The 15,444-nt window shown below is 52.5% G+C and carries 16 protein-coding genes and 1 tRNA gene; 11 read left to right on the top strand and 6 right to left on the bottom strand.

What is annotated here, in order from left to right; genetic code table 11:
* The 5 genes from FDX24_RS01200 to hemW all read left to right on the top strand — a co-directional run.
* A partial coding sequence (locus tag FDX24_RS01200) for a YggS family pyridoxal phosphate-dependent enzyme (RefSeq protein ID WP_137363704.1) occupies positions 1 to 587 on the top strand: 587 nt, incomplete at its 5' end.
* Between the two features lie 18 nt (positions 588 to 605).
* Positions 606 to 1,172 (top strand): YggT family protein, encoded by a 567-nt coding sequence (locus FDX24_RS01195; protein WP_003825417.1) that lies wholly within the window; start codon positions 606 to 608, stop codon positions 1,170 to 1,172.
* The gene (yggU, locus tag FDX24_RS01190) at positions 1,169 to 1,459 is read left to right on the top strand and encodes a DUF167 family protein YggU (RefSeq protein WP_003027101.1); all 291 of its coding nucleotides are present in this window, start codon (positions 1,169 to 1,171) and stop codon (positions 1,457 to 1,459) included. The genes FDX24_RS01195 and yggU overlap by 4 nt, the downstream gene beginning before the upstream one ends.
* A 7-nt stretch (positions 1,460 to 1,466) precedes the next feature.
* Positions 1,467 to 2,060 carry an XTP/dITP diphosphatase gene (locus tag FDX24_RS01185; RefSeq protein WP_115642890.1) on the top strand — a complete coding sequence of 198 codons (594 nt, stop codon included), beginning with the start codon at positions 1,467 to 1,469 and terminating at the stop codon, positions 2,058 to 2,060.
* Complete coding sequence (gene hemW, locus FDX24_RS01180) at positions 2,053 to 3,189, top strand: radical SAM family heme chaperone HemW (RefSeq protein WP_137363703.1); 1,137 nt, start codon at positions 2,053 to 2,055, stop codon at positions 3,187 to 3,189. Before FDX24_RS01185 ends, hemW begins: the two co-directional genes overlap by 8 nt.
* Positions 3,190 to 3,304: 115 nt before the next feature.
* Here hemW and ansB read toward each other — a convergent pair whose 3' ends face one another.
* The 4 genes from ansB to trmB form a co-directional block, all read right to left on the bottom strand.
* Positions 3,305 to 4,351 (bottom strand): L-asparaginase 2, encoded by a 1,047-nt coding sequence (gene ansB / locus FDX24_RS01175; protein WP_101742768.1) that lies wholly within the window; start codon positions 4,349 to 4,351, stop codon positions 3,305 to 3,307.
* Positions 4,352 to 4,539: 188 nt separating this feature from the next.
* Entirely contained in the window at positions 4,540 to 5,259 is a 720-nt protein-coding gene (locus FDX24_RS01170; RefSeq protein ID WP_048213199.1) for a DUF2884 domain-containing protein, read from the bottom strand.
* 49 nt (positions 5,260 to 5,308) lie between these two features.
* A complete protein-coding gene (locus tag FDX24_RS01165) occupies positions 5,309 to 5,635 on the bottom strand; it encodes a YggL family protein (RefSeq protein WP_003027115.1) in 327 nt (108 codons plus the stop codon).
* Entirely contained in the window at positions 5,635 to 6,354 is a 720-nt protein-coding gene (gene trmB / locus FDX24_RS01160) for a tRNA (guanosine(46)-N7)-methyltransferase TrmB (RefSeq protein ID WP_003027117.1), read from the bottom strand. Before trmB ends, FDX24_RS01165 begins: the two co-directional genes overlap by 1 nt.
* Before the next feature lie 160 nt (positions 6,355 to 6,514).
* Here trmB and mutY point away from each other — a divergent pair, with 160 nt between their 5' ends.
* The 4 genes from mutY to FDX24_RS01140 all read left to right on the top strand — a co-directional run bounded on the left by mutY (position 6,515) and on the right by FDX24_RS01140 (position 10,504).
* Positions 6,515 to 7,567, top strand: a complete 1,053-nt coding sequence (mutY, locus tag FDX24_RS01155; RefSeq protein ID WP_105242217.1) for an A/G-specific adenine glycosylase — start codon at positions 6,515 to 6,517, stop codon at positions 7,565 to 7,567.
* 27 nt (positions 7,568 to 7,594) lie between these two features.
* Positions 7,595 to 7,864, top strand: a complete 270-nt coding sequence (locus FDX24_RS01150) for an oxidative damage protection protein (RefSeq protein ID WP_116360723.1) — start codon at positions 7,595 to 7,597, stop codon at positions 7,862 to 7,864.
* An 86-nt stretch (positions 7,865 to 7,950) separates the two neighbouring features.
* Positions 7,951 to 9,036, top strand: coding sequence for a membrane-bound lytic murein transglycosylase MltC (gene mltC / locus FDX24_RS01145; protein ID WP_137363702.1), 1,086 nt, complete (start codon positions 7,951 to 7,953; stop codon positions 9,034 to 9,036).
* Positions 9,037 to 9,247: 211 nt separating this feature from the next.
* Complete coding sequence (locus tag FDX24_RS01140) at positions 9,248 to 10,504, top strand: nucleoside permease (protein ID WP_003027130.1); 1,257 nt, start codon at positions 9,248 to 9,250, stop codon at positions 10,502 to 10,504.
* Between the two features lie 52 nt (positions 10,505 to 10,556).
* On the opposite strand, the gene FDX24_RS01135 is transcribed toward FDX24_RS01140, so the two are convergent.
* Positions 10,557 to 12,692 carry an ornithine decarboxylase gene (locus tag FDX24_RS01135; protein ID WP_137363701.1) on the bottom strand — a complete coding sequence of 712 codons (2,136 nt, stop codon included), beginning with the start codon at positions 12,690 to 12,692 and terminating at the stop codon, positions 10,557 to 10,559.
* Between the two features lie 469 nt (positions 12,693 to 13,161).
* Here FDX24_RS01135 and FDX24_RS01130 point away from each other — a divergent pair, with 469 nt between their 5' ends.
* Complete coding sequence (locus tag FDX24_RS01130) at positions 13,162 to 13,869, top strand: DUF554 domain-containing protein (RefSeq protein ID WP_048213202.1); 708 nt, start codon at positions 13,162 to 13,164, stop codon at positions 13,867 to 13,869.
* 105 nt (positions 13,870 to 13,974) lie between these two features.
* Positions 13,975 to 14,050, top strand: a tRNA-Phe gene (locus FDX24_RS01125).
* A gap of 52 nt (positions 14,051 to 14,102) precedes the next feature.
* On the opposite strand, the gene FDX24_RS01120 is transcribed toward FDX24_RS01125, so the two are convergent.
* Positions 14,103 to 15,443, bottom strand: a complete 1,341-nt coding sequence (locus FDX24_RS01120) for a VasL domain-containing protein (protein WP_137363700.1) — start codon at positions 15,441 to 15,443, stop codon at positions 14,103 to 14,105.
* Position 15,444: the final 1 nt, after the last annotated feature.

Below are 15,444 nucleotides of genomic sequence, written 5' to 3'. Positions count from 1 at the left end.
CGAGCGCCATCGAAGAAGCCATTACCGCAGGGCAGCGAGCCTTCGGTGAAAACTATGTCCAGGAAGGGGTGGATAAAATCCGCTACTTTCAGGAAAAAGGCGTCAACGATCTGCAGTGGCACTTTATCGGCCCGCTGCAGTCCAACAAAAGTCGTCTGGTCGCAGAACATTTTGACTGGTGCCATACGATTGATCGTCTGCGCATCGCTGCCCGTCTGAGCGAACAGCGCCCGGCAGACCTGCCGCCGCTGAATGTGTTGATCCAGATAAATATCAGCGATGAGAACAGTAAGTCAGGGATTCCGCTGGCAGAGCTTGATGCCCTGGCCGCTGAAGTCGCTGCGCTGCCGCGCATTACCCTGCGTGGCTTGATGGCGATTCCCGCGGCTGAGTCAGATTATGTAAGGCAGTTTGAAGTTGCACAGCAAATGGCTGTAGCATTTGCCGGGTTGAAAACACGCAATCCAAATATCGATACGCTCTCGCTGGGGATGTCTGATGATATGGATGCCGCTATCGCGGCGGGTAGCACGATGGTGCGCATCGGCACTGCCATTTTTGGTGCTCGTGATTACACTAAAAAATAAGGAAAACTAAGGAACACCATGAATACGTTGACCTTCCTGCTCTCAACGGTAATTGAGCTGTATACCATGGCGCTGCTGCTGCGCGTGTGGATGCAATGGTCTCGCTGCGATTTCTACAACCCGTTCTCGCAGTTTATTGTGAAAATCACTCAGCCCATTATTGGGCCGTTACGCCGTATTATTCCTCCGATGGGGCCCATTGACAGCGCATCAGCATTAGTCGCGCTCGTTCTCAGCTTTATCAAAGCCATCGTGCTATTTAAGGTGGTCACGTTCCAGCCGATCATCTGGATCGCCGCCGTGCTGATTGTCCTGAAGACCATTGGGCTGCTGATTTTCTGGGTGCTGCTGGTAATGGCGATTATGAGCTGGGTCAGCCAGGGTCGCAGCCCGGTGGAGTACGTGCTGATTCAACTGGCGGATCCGCTGCTGCGTCCTATCCGTCGCATACTTCCAGGCATGGGCGGGATCGATTTCTCCCCAATGATTCTGGTTCTGCTGCTCTATGTCATTAACATGGGTATCGCGGAAGTGTTACAGGCGACAGGCAACATGCTGCTGCCGGGGCTGTGGATGGCGCTATGAGTGCCGTTACACCCTGCGACGACGGTCTGGTTTTGCGGCTCTATATTCAGCCGAAAGCCAGCCGTGACAGCATTGTGGGTTTACATGGCGACGAAGTTAAAGTCGCCATTACCGCCCCGCCGGTCGATGGACAAGCCAACAGCCATCTGGTGAAGTTTCTCGGCAAACAGTTCCGCGTAGCGAAAAGCCAGGTCGTCATTGAGAAGGGCGAGCTTGGTCGGCACAAACAGGTTAAAATTATTCATCCGCAACAGATCCCGCCCGAAATTGCGGCACTAACTGATTAGGTATCCCATGCAAAAAGTTGTCCTCGCGACCGGCAATGCCGGTAAAGTGCGTGAACTCGCCTCTCTTCTGAGTGATTTCGGTCTTGATGTTGTTGCCCAAACGGATCTGGGTGTTGATTCTGCAGAAGAGACCGGGCTGACGTTTATTGAGAACGCCATTCTGAAGGCGCGTCATGCCGCACAAATTACGGGTTTGCCAGCCATTGCTGATGACTCCGGCCTGGCGGTTAATGCCCTTGGCGGCGCGCCGGGTATCTATTCAGCCCGCTATTCCGGCGAAGATGCGACCGACCAGCAGAACCTGGAAAAACTGCTGTACACCCTGCGGGATGTCCCGGATGACCAGCGTCAGGCGCAATTCCACTGCGTGCTGGTGTATATGCGCCATGCGGACGATCCCACGCCTTTAGTGTGCCACGGAAGCTGGCCGGGCGTGATTACCCGTGAACCGGCCGGAAACGGTGGTTTTGGTTACGACCCAATCTTTTTTGTGCCGTCCGAAGGAAAAACAGCTGCTGAGCTGACCCGCGAAGAAAAAAGTGCGATTTCCCACCGCGGACAGGCACTGAAGCTGCTGCTGGATGCCCTGCGTAATGGTTAACCTTCCGCCGCTAAGTCTTTATATTCACATCCCGTGGTGCGTGCAGAAATGCCCGTACTGCGACTTTAACTCGCATGCACTTAAGGGCGAGGTTCCTCATGACGACTATGTTCAGCACCTGCTGAGCGATCTTGATTCTGAGGTTGCACACGCTCAGGGACGTGAAGTAAAGACGATTTTTATCGGTGGTGGTACGCCGAGCCTGCTTTCTGGCCCGGCAATGCAAACGCTGCTCGACGGCGTGCGCGCACGGCTAAATCTGGCCGCAGATGCAGAAATCACCATGGAGGCGAATCCCGGGACGGTGGAAGCCGATCGCTTTGTTGATTATCAACGCGCTGGCGTCAACCGTATCTCGATTGGCGTACAGAGCTTTAGCTCCGCCAAGCTCGAACGTCTGGGACGTATTCATGGGCCGGAGGAAGCCAAACGCGCAGCGCACCTGGCGAGCGGTCTGGGGCTACGCAGCTTTAACCTCGACCTGATGCATGGTTTACCGGATCAGACGCTGGAAGAGGCGCTGGGTGATTTGCAGCAGGCCATCGCGCTCAATCCGCCGCATCTTTCCTGGTATCAGTTGACCATTGAACCCAACACGCTGTTCGGGTCCCGACCACCGGTATTACCGGACGACGACGCGCTGTGGGATATTTTTGAGCAAGGCCACCAGTTGCTGACTGCCGCCGGGTATCATCAGTACGAAACCTCAGCCTATGCGAAGCCGGGCTATCAGTGTCAGCACAACCTTAATTACTGGCGTTTTGGCGACTATCTCGGTATTGGCTGCGGCGCGCATGGCAAAATTACGTTCCCGGACGGGCGCATTCTACGTACCACCAAAACGCGGCATCCGCGTGGCTACATGCAAGGGCGTTATCTCGAAAGCCAGCGTGATGTCGCCGAAACCGATAAGCCGTTCGAGTTCTTTATGAACCGTTTCCGGTTGCTTGAGGCCGCGCCTCGCGCGGAGTTCAGACAATATACCGGGCTTACTGAGGACGTTATTCGTCGACAGATCGATGAGGCTATTGCCCAGGGCTACCTGAGTGAATGCGATGAATACTGGCAGATTACCCAACACGGTAAGCTGTTTTTGAATTCTCTGTTGGAGCTGTTTCTGGCGGAGTAATACGGTAACGATCCAGGCCGGATAAGGCCTTGAGCCGCATCCGGCAAATTGCCTGATGGCGCTGCGCTTATCAGGCCTACAGGGTTAGGTCGATAAGCGCAGCCACCTTCATCGATTAATACTGATTAAACATTTCCTGAATCTGCTTAGGATCTTTGGTCTGCGTCAGCGCCAGCTGCAACAGAACACGCGCTTTTTGCGGGTTCAGCGAACCAGACGCGACAAAGCCATATTTCGCATCATCAACTTCAGCATCCTGGGTAGTAGCACCAGTCGGTACACGGGATGAACGTACGACAACGGTTCCTTTATGCGCGGCAGTTGCCAGCGTATCGAAAATGGTTTTATACAGGTTACCGTTACCTACACCCGCACTAACGATCCCTGCGTAACCCGCATCTACCAGCGCTTTTGCCGGCAGATCGGAGGCGTTAGCATAGTTGTAAACAATCCCGACTTTCGGCAGCTCGGTCAGCTTAGAAACATCGAACGGCGTGGATGTAGTGTGCTTACGCGCAGGCGTACGCTGGTAGTCGATTTTACCGTTATGAATGTAACCCAACGGGCCGTAGTTAACGGATTTGAAGGTAGCAACGTCAGTGGTATTGGTTTTGGTCACGTCGCGACCATCCATAACGGTGTCGTTCATCACCACCAGCACACCGCGGTTGGCAGAGGCTTTATCTGCGGCGGTTACCACGGCGTTATACAGGTTGAACGGGCCATCAGCGCTCATACCGGTAGATGGACGCATCGCGCCTACCAGCACCACCGGCTTGTTGCATTTGACGGTCAGGTCGAGGAAATAGGCGGTTTCCTCCATGGTATCCGTACCATGCGTTACCACGAAGCCGTCGGTTTTATCACACTCGGTATTAATCTTTTTCGCCAGCGTTAACCAGACGTCGTCATTCATATCCTGGGAGCCGATGTTCACTACCTGCTCACCTTTAACCACGGCGATATCTTTCAACTGAGGTACGGCCTCAACCAGATTTTCTACGCCAACCTTGCCTGCCGTGTAGTTAGATTTTGTCGCGGAATCACCGCCACCAGCAATCGTCCCGCCGGTCGCTAAAATGGTGATATTTGGCAGTGCAAGCGCCGCGCCGCTGAAACCCATAACCAGTGCGGCAAGTGCCGTTCTCTTGAAAAACTCCATGTTATTTCTCCAGTTACTTGAATTTGCAGCATTATGTCTATCTCACAGATGAATAATGTGACGAGATCCAATTAACCAGATTTATATCTCCATCAAATTGTTATTCTTAGAGATGGATATCAAAAAAACAGAAAAGTACAAAATAAAACGGCGCAGAATGTTTCTGCGCCGTTAAACAGAGGTGAAGATTATTTCAGAGTGCTAACCAGCGTTTTACGATCGTTTTCCAGCGTCACGACGCGGGCACAAACATCTTTGCCAAACTGCTGGAAGTCTTGTTCCTGATTCTTCCATTCGTTCTGAATTGAGGTTTGCAAGCCACCGAGACTCCCGAGCACGCCCTGCAACGGATTACCACCGCCTTTGAGTACGGCTTTGGCACCCATTTCGTTGATGCTGTCCTGCAAAATACCGCCCATCGCCTGATTAACCAGCTGTTGTCCGTCCGCGCGGACTTGATCAATCGCCTTATAATGGAAGGTCAGGCCATCAGTTCGATGCTCGATGATGCGGTTCATCTGCTCTTTCAATTGCGCATCCAGCTTGGTTAAGCGGCCACGCATGTTGCTGCTTTCACCGACCTCTTTGGCGATGATTTTATCCAGCGCCACGCGACCTTTCTCTACGCGCGCTCTGGCACCTTCGTCAATCCACGGCAGGCTGCTACGCAACGCCGCCTGATAATCTTTGGCTTGCTCACGCTGTGCGGCGTTCAGGTTGTACTGTTTACCGTTGAAGGTGACATCGCCGGCCTGGGTAATAATCAGGTCGCCGTTCTCGCCCTTCACCTGCACCGTTTGTGGGCTCAAAATCACATCGTCACGCGGGGTGACGCTGCACTGGTAATCTGCATGTGCGGCCATCGCCGTGAACGTTAGGACTGCCGCCAGCAGCGTTTTGCGCATCATATCTTTCCCTCAAGACAAATCGGGCCGGCATTTGCCGACCCTGTGCTACTTAGTCCCACCAAATATCGAAAAGTTCGCTGGTACGCACTTCTTCGAGTTTGTGCTCTTCCAGCCACTTACGTACGATTGCCTGGTGTTCTTCGGTGCATTTGCCGATTTCCTGCAGACAGATCAGACCTTCCCAGGCCAGATAGCCGCTGCCGTCAAAAGCCAGCTTGTTCGGTTCGATAACTTCATTGATAAAGTCATCAACGATTTGATCAACCTGCTCTCCAGATGTACCTTCCGGGAAACGCCATGCAACCGAAAATCCTACTTCCTGGAATTCTTCGATGTGCATCTTTTTACGCAGACGACGGCTACGGTTCTTTGCCATTATTTCACCCTCTCGAACATTAAGTCCCATACGCCGTGGCCAAGACGATGACCACGTTGTTCAAATTTGGTTACCGGGCGCGATTGTGGGCGCGGTACATAATCGTTACTCTCGGACTGGTTTTTATACCCGTCAATGGAGGACATCACTTCCAGCATATGTTCCGCATAAGCTTCCCAGTCGGTTGCCATGTGGAATACGCCGCCCAGCTTCAGCTTACTTAAGATATGCTCAGCAAACGGTACCTGAACGATACGGCGTTTATTATGACGTGCTTTATGCCACGGGTCAGGGAAAAACAGCTGAACCATAGATAAAGAATTGTCAGGAATCATTTTATGCAGGACTTCAACGGCATCATGGCACATGACGCGCAGGTTCTCGACGCCCTCTTCATGGGCTGAAGCCAGACACGCACCAACGCCCGGCGAGTGAACCTCAATGCCGAGGAAATTCTGTTCCGGACGCGCTTTCGCCATTGCGACCAGCGACGCTCCCATACCAAAACCGATTTCCAGCGTGACTGGCGCATCACGGCCAAACAGTTCTGCGAAATTTACAGGCTCTTCGCTGAACTCAACGCCCATCACCGGCCAGTAGTTTTCCAGCGCGTGTTCCTGCCCTTTCGTCAGTCGCCCCTGGCGACGAACAAAACTACGAATCCGGCGCAGAGGGCGGCCGTTTTCATCAAATTCCGGTGAAATGACGTCGTTCTTCATAAAAGTTTAGTCTGCTGTGTTTGAGTTCTGAAAACGGGCATTATCCAAAGTTAGTTGCCGGATGCAAGTAAAGGAAGAAAGTGAGCAGCGGAAAGTTCCGGTTTACACCCCGTTGCCGCTGTGCTGCAATCTTGCCCCCGGCAATAATGAAACGGTAATCATGCAAGCGTCTCAATTCTCGGCTCAGGTTTTGAGCTGGTACGACAAATACGGGCGGAAAACGCTGCCCTGGCAAATTGATAAGACGCCTTACAAAGTATGGCTCTCTGAGGTAATGCTGCAACAAACTCAGGTTGCGACCGTTATCCCTTATTTTGAGCGCTTTATGGCGCGCTTCCCAACGGTAAGCGATTTAGCCCATGCGCCGCTGGATGAAGTCTTGCATTTATGGACCGGCCTTGGCTATTACGCCCGAGCACGTAATCTGCATAAAGCCGCGCAGCAGGTTGTGACGATGCATGGCGGTATATTTCCGCAAACCTTTGATGAGGTGGCTGCTCTGCCAGGCGTCGGTCGCTCAACCGCAGGCGCGATCCTTTCCCTCTCTCTGGGTCAGCATTTTCCGATTCTCGACGGTAACGTCAAACGCGTGCTGGCTCGCTGTTATGCTGTAAACGGCTGGCCGGGTAAAAAAGAGGTCGAAAAGAAGCTGTGGGACCTGAGCGAGCAGGTTACGCCTGCCCATGGCGTTGAGCGTTTTAATCAGGCGATGATGGATTTAGGCGCCATGGTCTGTACGCGCTCAAAACCTAAATGTTCGCTGTGTCCGTTGGATAATGGCTGTGTGGCCAGCGCCAATGCAAGCTGGGCGCTGTACCCTGGTAAAAAACCCAAGCAAACGCTGCCGGAACGGACGGGCTATTTTTTACTGATGCAGCATGATGACGAAGTGCTGCTCGCACAGCGACCGCCCAGCGGCTTATGGGGGGGTTTATACTGTTTTCCGCAGTTTGACGATGAAAACGGACTGCGCAACTGGCTGGCGCAACGGCAAATTAACGCAGATAATCTGACCCAACTTAATGCGTTTCGCCATACCTTTAGCCATTTCCACTTAGACATTGTGCCTATGTGGCTTCCTGTGTCTTCATTTGGCTCATGCATGGATGAAGGCAACGCGCTCTGGTATAACTTAGCGCAACCGCCGTCGGTCGGACTGGCGGCTCCCGTGGAGCGTTTGTTACAGCAATTACGTGCCGGCACACACGTTTAACGTACCGGTCGATAGAGAGGATTTTTTATGAGCAGAACGATTTTTTGCACTTTCCTGCAACACGAAGCCGAAGGCCAGGACTTTCAGCTGTACCCGGGCGATCTGGGGAAACGCATCTATAACGAGATTTCTAAAGAAGCATGGGCGCAATGGCAGCATAAGCAAACCATGCTGATTAACGAGAAGAAGCTCAATATGATGAACGTTGAGCATCGTAAACTGCTTGAGCAGGAGATGATCAACTTCCTGTTTGAAGGCAAAGATGTGCATATTGAAGGCTATACACCAGAGTCTTAAGAACCGTTGCCGGATGGCGCTGCGCTTATCCGGCCTACGATTTAATCTGGTCCTTGCAAATAACAAACACAACACGCACTCCCGGAATGATGAAAAAATTTCTCGCGCTTGCCGTTATTGCGCCGTTGCTCATCTCCTGTTCCAGTTCGACCAAAAAAGGCGATTCCTATAACGAAGCCTGGGTCAAGGATACCAACGGTTTTGATATTCTGATGGGGCAATTTGCCCATAACATTGAGAATTTGTGGGGATTTAAGGAAGTGCTGATTGCGGGTCCAAAGGACTACGTAAAGTATACCGATCAGTATCAAACCCGCAGCCATATCAACTTTGATGACGGTACGATAACCGTCGAGACCATTGCCGGGACAGATCCCGCCGGACACCTGCGTCGGGCGATTATCAAGACATTGCTGATGGGAGATGATCCGGGTTCTATCGATCTCTATTCCGATGTCGACGACATTAAGATTTCCAAAGAGCCGTTCCTGTACGGGCAGGTGGTCGATAATACCAGCCAACCCATTCGTTGGGAGGGGCGTGCCACCAATTTCGCTGACTATCTGCTGAAAACACGCCTGAAAAGCCGCAGCAATGGTATTCGCATCATCTATAGCGTGACGATCAACCTGGTACCGAACCACCTTGATAAGCGCGCGCATAAATACGTCGGCATGGTGCGTCAGGCTTCGCGTAAGTATGGCGTCGATGAGTCGCTGATTCTGGCCATCATGCAAACCGAATCCTCATTTAACCCGTATGCGGTCAGCCATGCCGATGCGCTGGGACTGATGCAGGTGGTACAGCACAGCGCCGGGAAAGATGTGTTTCGCTCGCAAGGACGCTCCGGCACGCCGAGCCGTAGCTTCCTGTTTGACCCGGCCAGCAACATTGATACCGGTACCGCCTATCTGGCAATGCTCAACAATGTCTATTTAGGCGGCATTGATAATCCAACCTCCCGTCGCTACGCGGTGATCACGGCATATAACGGCGGTGCGGGCAGCGTGCTGCGCGTTTTCTCGAACGATAAAATCCAGGCCGCGAATATTATCAACAGCATGACCCCGGGGGACGTTTATCAAACACTGACCACCCGACATCCGTCTGCTGAATCACGCCGATACCTTTACAAGGTCAATTCCGCACAAAAATCATATCGACGCCGCTAATATATCCCCTCTTCTGCCCCGGTAAACGGGGCCCGGAAGAGGGTAAAGTGTTAACCCCATCACTCTTTTGCTTTGCAATCAGAAATTGTTTGCAAATATTTGTCACAGGTAACAAAAAAAGAGTGTCTCTCGTTGATAGAATCACATCATCAAGCCCCGGCAAATGTGCCTTTTAAAACATTCATCCGCATCACGGTGTGAGGAAATTAACATGAATCTTAAGCTGCAGCTGAAAGTGCTCTCGTTTCTGCAGTTCTGCTTATGGGGTAGTTGGCTCACTACCCTCGGCTCCTATATGTTTGTCACCCTAAAATTCGATGGTGCATCCATTGGCGCAGTGTATAGCTCGCTGGGGATCGCCGCCGTGTTTATGCCTACGCTGTTAGGGATCGTGGCCGACAAATGGATCAGTGCGAAATGGGTGTACGCCATTTGTCATCTGGTCGGCGCAGCAACGCTGTTCGCCGCAGCCGAAGTCACCACCCCAGGCGCCATGTTCTTTGTGATCTTGCTTAACTCTCTGGCCTATATGCCAACGCTGGGGTTAATCAACACCATTTCTTACTATCGCCTGCAGTCAGCCGGGATGGATATCGTTACAGACTTCCCGCCAATCCGTATCTGGGGCACCATTGGCTTTATTATGGCGATGTGGGGCGTGAGCTTCTCCGGCTTCGAGCTGAGTCATATGCAGCTGTATATCGGTGCGACGCTGTCCGTTGTTTTGGCGCTGTTCACGCTGACGTTGCCGCATATTCCGGTGGCTAACCAGCAGAAAAACCAGAGCTGGTCGTCCATGCTGGGCCTGGATGCTTTCGCGCTGTTTAAAAACAAGCGTATGGCGATTTTCTTTATCTTCTCAATGATGCTGGGCGCTGAGCTGCAGATTACCAATATGTTCGGTAATACCTTCCTGCACAGCTTCGATAACAACCCGCTGTTCTCCGGTAGCTTCATCGTTGAACACGCCTCGGTGATGATGTCGATCTCGCAGATTTCCGAGACGCTGTTTATCCTGACCATCCCGTTCTTCTTGAGCCGTTACGGTATTAAGAACGTGATGCTTATCAGTATTGTGGCGTGGATGTTGCGCTTCGGCCTGTTTGCCTACGGCGATCCGACACCGTTCGGTACCGTGCTGCTGGTTCTGTCGATGATTGTTTACGGCTGCGCCTTCGACTTCTTCAACATCTCTGGCTCGGTGTTCGTAGAGAAAGAGGTTCGCCCTGAAATCCGCGCCAGCGCACAGGGTATGTTCCTGATGATGACCAACGGCTTCGGCTGTATTCTTGGCGGTCTGGTGAGCGGTAAAGTGGTTGAACACTATACGCTGAACGGTATTACCGACTGGCAGACCGTGTGGCTGATCTTCGCAGGTTACTCGCTGGTTCTGGCTTTTGCCTTCGTAGCGCTGTTTAAATACAAACACGTACGCGTTCCGGCAGGTACCCAAACTATCGCGCACTAACGTTTACGCAGAGATAAGCGGGTTGCCAAAAGGTAACCCGCTTTTTTTGCGCTTACTTCACAACATATCCATACAGACGCTTAATACCGTCGGCATCCGTTTCACTGTAAACACCTTGCAGCTCCGGTGAGAAGCCCGGCAGCAGGTTAACGCCCTCTTCCAGCGCCAGGAAATAACGTTGCACCGCCCCGCCCCAGATTTCGCCCGGTACCACGCACAGCACGCCCGGAGGATAAGGCAGCGCACCTTCTGCCGCAACGCGACCTGCGGCATCAGAAATTCGCACCAGTTCGACATCACCGCGGATGAAAGCGCTGTTCGCATCCTGCGGGTTCATCGCCACGGCAGGCAAACTCTCCTGGCGGAACATCGCTTTTTGCAGATCCTTCACATCAAAGCTGACGTATAAATCGTGCATCTCCTGACACAGTTCACGCAGCGTGTAATCCCGGTAACGTACCGGATACTTGTTGAAGATGGAGGGCAACACGTCCGCCAGCGGCGTATCGTCCTCAATATGCTGCTCAAACTGCGCCAGCATCGCCACCAGTTGCGCCAGTTTCTCGGTGCTTTCTGCCGGAGTCAGCAGGAACAGAATCGAGTTAAGGTCGCATTTCTCCGGCACAATACCGTTTTCACGCAGGTAATGCGCCAGAATCGTCGCCGGAATACCAAACTCAGTATATTGCCCGGTTTGCGCATCAATGCCCGGAGTAGTTAACAACAGCTTGCAGGGATCAACGAAGTACTGGTCGCGCGCGTAGCCGGAAAAACCATGCCATTTAGCACCCGGTTCAAAGCTAAAGAAGCGGCGCTCGCTGGCAATCACTTGCGTCGGATAGCTTTCCCACGGCTTACCATCAACTACCGGAGGAATAAACGGCTGAATCATCTTACAGTGGGTAAGAATCGCTTTACGGGCCTCAATGCCCAGAGCTACACACTCCGCCCATAGCCGACGCCCGCTCTCGCCTTCATGGATTTTGGCGTTAACATCCAGCGCCGCAAACAGCGGGTAAAACGGACTGGTGGACGCATGCAGCATAAATGCATTGTTCAGACGCTTATGCGGACAGAACCGCGCCTGACCACGAATATGGTTATCCTTTTTGTGGATCTGCGAGGTTTGCGAGAATCCGGCCTGCTGTTTGTGTACCGACTGGGTGACAAAGATCCCCGGATCGTTAGCATTAAGCTCCAGTAGCAGCGGTGACCCATCGGCCATCATCGGAATAAATTGCTCGTAGCCAACCCAGGCAGAATCAAACAGGATGTAATCGCACAGGCTACCGATCTTGTCGATAACCTGCCGGGCGTTGTAGATCGTACCGTCATAGGTACCAAGCTGAATGATTGCCAGACGGAACGGGCGCGGCTGGTCAGCCTTGTGCGGCGCAACTTTACGCAGTTGCTGGCGCAGATACGCCTCATCAAAGCAGTGCTCATCAATGCCGCCAATAAAGCCAAACGGATTACGCGCTGCTTCCAGATAAACCGGCGTCGCGCCTGCCTGGATCAGCGCGCCGTGGTGGTTGGACTTATGGTTGTTGCGGTCAAACAACACCAGATCGCCGCGCGTCAGCAGCGCATTGGTCACCACTTTATTCGCCGCAGAAGTCCCGTTCAGCACAAAGTAGGTTTTATCCGCGTGGAAAACTTTCGCGGCAAATTTCTGCGCATGTTTCGCTGATCCCTCATGAATCAGCAGATCTCCCAGCTTAACGTCAGCGTTGCACATATCCGCGCGAAACAGGTTCTCGCCAAAGAACTCGTAGAAATGTCGACCCGCCGGATGCTTCTTAAAAAACTCACCATGCTGGTGCCCCGGACAAGCAAAGGTACTGCTCCCCATTTCAACATACTGGGTCAGCGTGTCATAGAACGGCGGCAGCAACTCTTCCTCATACCGACGGGCGGCAGACTCCAGCTCCAGCCAGTCCTGCGCATTGCCGCAGATAACCGCTTCAACGTCTGCCAGGACATCCACGTTGGTCTCTGAAAATATAAACACCGGTATGTGAAACCCGGTGCGTTTCAGCAAAGCCAGGATCCCGCTGCGGCTGTCCGCAACGGTAATGACGACTGCCGCGACGTCAGTAAAATCGGTACTGTCCAGCGTCACCACCTTGCGATGAGTAGACAGACGGGAAACCAGTTCACCACTGGCGGCAATATTCATTGATTTCATAAGTGCAAAAACCCGTATCGGGAGAATCAAAAGTCCCGGGCAAAGCCGCATTGCTATGCCCCACGAAATGACAGGTCAAACTGGTCACCAGCCCCGACCGCCAGACATCAGTAAAAGCAGATAGCCTCTGATTTTACTGTTATCCTGCAGTGAGCGTGCGCTGCCCTCACCGCATGGTGGGAGAGTATAGATAAGTCGCAGGAAGGGGCAAACGTCGCGCAAAAAGGCGATATTGAAGGCGATGTAGGGGGAGTAATGTCATCCCAGGCAGCCCCATTCAGACAGGAGAAAATTCGCGCAATCATGGCACCTTTCACCTACAGGCGCAAGATAAAATCCTGTGCTTAAACCTCACAGATAAACAAACATTTCGTCTGAAAATAGCGGCATAATAATGCAATCTGAAACATAATTTCACCCAGACAATTGCCTTTAACATCAATACGATAATAGGTATGCAGGAGCTAACGTGGTAATCGGACCCTTTATTAATGCCAGCGCCATTTTACTCGGTGGCGTTCTTGGCGCGCTGCTCAGCCAGCACTTACCCGAACGTATTCGGATCTCAATGACCTCAATATTCGGGTTGTGCTCGTTGGGGATTGGTATCCTGCTGGTTATCAAATGCGCTAACTTGCCGGTGATGGTGCTGGCAACGCTGCTCGGCGCGCTGATCGGCGAGTTCTGTCATCTGGAAAAAGGCATTAATACCGCTGTCGCCAAAGCGCAGCAGCTTTTCACCAAATCGGATGTCAATGCAACACACGAATCTTTCATCCAAAGCTACGTGGCTATCATCGTGCTGTTTTGCGCCAGCGGGACCGGGATCTTCGGTGCGATCCATGAAGGGATGACCGGCGATCCTAATATTTTAATCGCCAAGTCATTTTTGGATTTCTTCACGGCCATCATCTTTGCCTGCTCATTAGGAATCGCGGTATCGGCAATTTGTGTGCCGATGCTGGCAATTCAGTTGACGCTCGCCACCTGCGCGGCTCTGATTTTACCGCTGACAACCCCAGCCATGATGGCCGATTTCAGCGCGGTAGGCGGACTGCTGTTGCTGGCGACGGGTCTACGTATTTGCGGAATCAAAATGTTTGCGGTGGTGAATATGCTTCCCGCCCTGCTGCTGGCAATGCCGCTTTCCGCAGCATGGACGGCATTTTTTGCCTGAGAATGCGTGCAATACCAGCAATGTGGTGATAGATTGTGCAGTCTGCATTGATTTGAAGAAATTTCGTTGACGAAACGAAGTGAATCGGGTTTAATGCGCCTCGTTGCCCGGATAGCTCAGTCGGTAGAGCAGGGGATTGAAAATCCCCGTGTCCTTGGTTCGATTCCGAGTCCGGGCACCACTATTTGGAAGAACCCGCCTATGGCGGGTTTTTTGCTTTTGGCGAATAGTCACTATTCTCTCTTCACCGAACTTTGTTTCAACAGCGCATAACGATTAAGAAGCTGATTAAGCCGCATATCGAGCTGCTGATACAACGCGGGTGATACCCTCCCCTGCAGGCTTAATTCCTCATCGATTTGACGCAATAACTCTTCTGTCGGCGGCGTTTGGTCAAGCTGGCGGCGGATAGTGAAAATGGCTGATTTCAGCTCCGACCCCGTCAGATATTTACCTTTGCGTTCATCAAGCGTATTTAGCCTGGCGGTTAACGCTTCCAGCCCCTGCTGGGCATCATGCCAGTTTTGCAGAGCGCTTTCCGGCAACGCTTCCGTGGTTAACGCTTTTTGTAACCCACTAACGAATGTCGTAGCCTGCGATTCCTCCGGCCATAGGGTGACTAACTGCTGTGCTAATGATGCGGCATACTCCCTCGACCATAGAGGTGACAGGTCATGTAAAACGTCCAATTGCCCTTGCGTTGCGACAATTATGTCCTGCTTCTGCTCCTTCAAATCTGAAGATTGCCTCAACGTGGACAATTGCTCTGGCGACAGCATCTGCGGCAATGGCTTCACCAGTTCATATCCGTCGGCGCGCATATGAGTGATACCAAGAAAAGCACCTGTAGTTACGAACGCAGTCACCATGACACCGATAGCAAACCCTAACCACATCCGTCGGGCTCCATGTTCGGTTTGAGTAGCAAAAACCGTTGCGCTCGATTGCGCTGGTGACACGGGTTCATTAACCACAAAGACCAACTGTGGCAAAGACGTTTCAACGTTAATGGTCGCACCTGAAGCCGGCATCGTCACAACGGCTGAGCCCGAATCCGCTTCTGACTTCTCCAGGCGTAAAGCGGCATTGTGCATCCAGGTAACAACAGCCTCCAGTTTACTCAGCGCTTTCAACTCAAGCCGTTGCAGCACTTCGCAGGCATGTTTTAAACGCTGTTCAACCCGATACACCATTGATAAATCAGTATATGACAGCGTCAGCGTACGCAATTCTTGCTGTAACCGGGCAGACAGCCATGCCAGAATCTCAACGCGGGCATGGGTTTGCTGCGGCCATATAGCACTCCAGTGGTGAGTCAATAAGGCGTCCATGAGTTCCGCGCCTTCAGCAAGCCCCATCAGGCCCGTATTACGTATTCTTCCGACGGTATACCAGGCCAGGGTTTGCAATTCGACGCCGTTATGGCGAAACAAAGTCAGGCTTAACTGTTCAACCTTTTGCCAGTCAACGTCCGGGCGCGCGGGATGAGTCAGCTTGCTGATTTCATCGCGTAGCTGCCCGAACTCCGTGAAAGCACGCGGGTCGCCACCGGCGCTGATGCGATTCGTCTCCATA

Source organism: Citrobacter sp. wls716 (assembly GCF_005280975.1).
In the GTDB taxonomy this organism is placed as follows: Bacteria; Pseudomonadota; Gammaproteobacteria; order Enterobacterales; family Enterobacteriaceae; genus Citrobacter; species Citrobacter youngae.
Note: the sequence above shows the minus strand (reverse complement) of the source record. Positions and strands in the feature narration are given on the sequence as shown.

Bases quoted from the DNA above. Each gene is read 5' to 3' on its own strand.
- ansB (WP_101742768.1), bottom strand. From the start codon at position 4,351: ATGGAGTTTTTCAAGAGAACGGCACTTGCCGCACTGGTTATGGGTTTC.
- FDX24_RS01150 (WP_116360723.1), top strand. From the start codon at position 7,595: ATGAGCAGAACGATTTTTTGCACTTTCCTGCAACACGAAGCCGAAGGC.
- mltC (WP_137363702.1), top strand. From the start codon at position 7,951: ATGATGAAAAAATTTCTCGCGCTTGCCGTTATTGCGCCGTTGCTCATC.
- FDX24_RS01140 (WP_003027130.1), top strand. From the start codon at position 9,248: ATGAATCTTAAGCTGCAGCTGAAAGTGCTCTCGTTTCTGCAGTTCTGC.
- FDX24_RS01165 (WP_003027115.1), bottom strand. From the start codon at position 5,635: ATGGCAAAGAACCGTAGCCGTCGTCTGCGTAAAAAGATGCACATCGAA.
- trmB (WP_003027117.1), bottom strand. From the start codon at position 6,354: ATGAAGAACGACGTCATTTCACCGGAATTTGATGAAAACGGCCGCCCT.
- mutY (WP_105242217.1), top strand. From the start codon at position 6,515: ATGCAAGCGTCTCAATTCTCGGCTCAGGTTTTGAGCTGGTACGACAAA.
- FDX24_RS01195 (WP_003825417.1), top strand. From the start codon at position 606: ATGAATACGTTGACCTTCCTGCTCTCAACGGTAATTGAGCTGTATACC.
- FDX24_RS01185 (WP_115642890.1), top strand. From the start codon at position 1,467: ATGCAAAAAGTTGTCCTCGCGACCGGCAATGCCGGTAAAGTGCGTGAA.
- FDX24_RS01120 (WP_137363700.1), bottom strand. From the start codon at position 15,443: ATGGAGACGAATCGCATCAGCGCCGGTGGCGACCCGCGTGCTTTCACG.
- hemW (WP_137363703.1), top strand. From the start codon at position 2,053: ATGGTTAACCTTCCGCCGCTAAGTCTTTATATTCACATCCCGTGGTGC.
- yggU (WP_003027101.1), top strand. From the start codon at position 1,169: ATGAGTGCCGTTACACCCTGCGACGACGGTCTGGTTTTGCGGCTCTAT.
- FDX24_RS01135 (WP_137363701.1), bottom strand. From the start codon at position 12,692: ATGAAATCAATGAATATTGCCGCCAGTGGTGAACTGGTTTCCCGTCTG.
- FDX24_RS01170 (WP_048213199.1), bottom strand. From the start codon at position 5,259: ATGATGCGCAAAACGCTGCTGGCGGCAGTCCTAACGTTCACGGCGATG.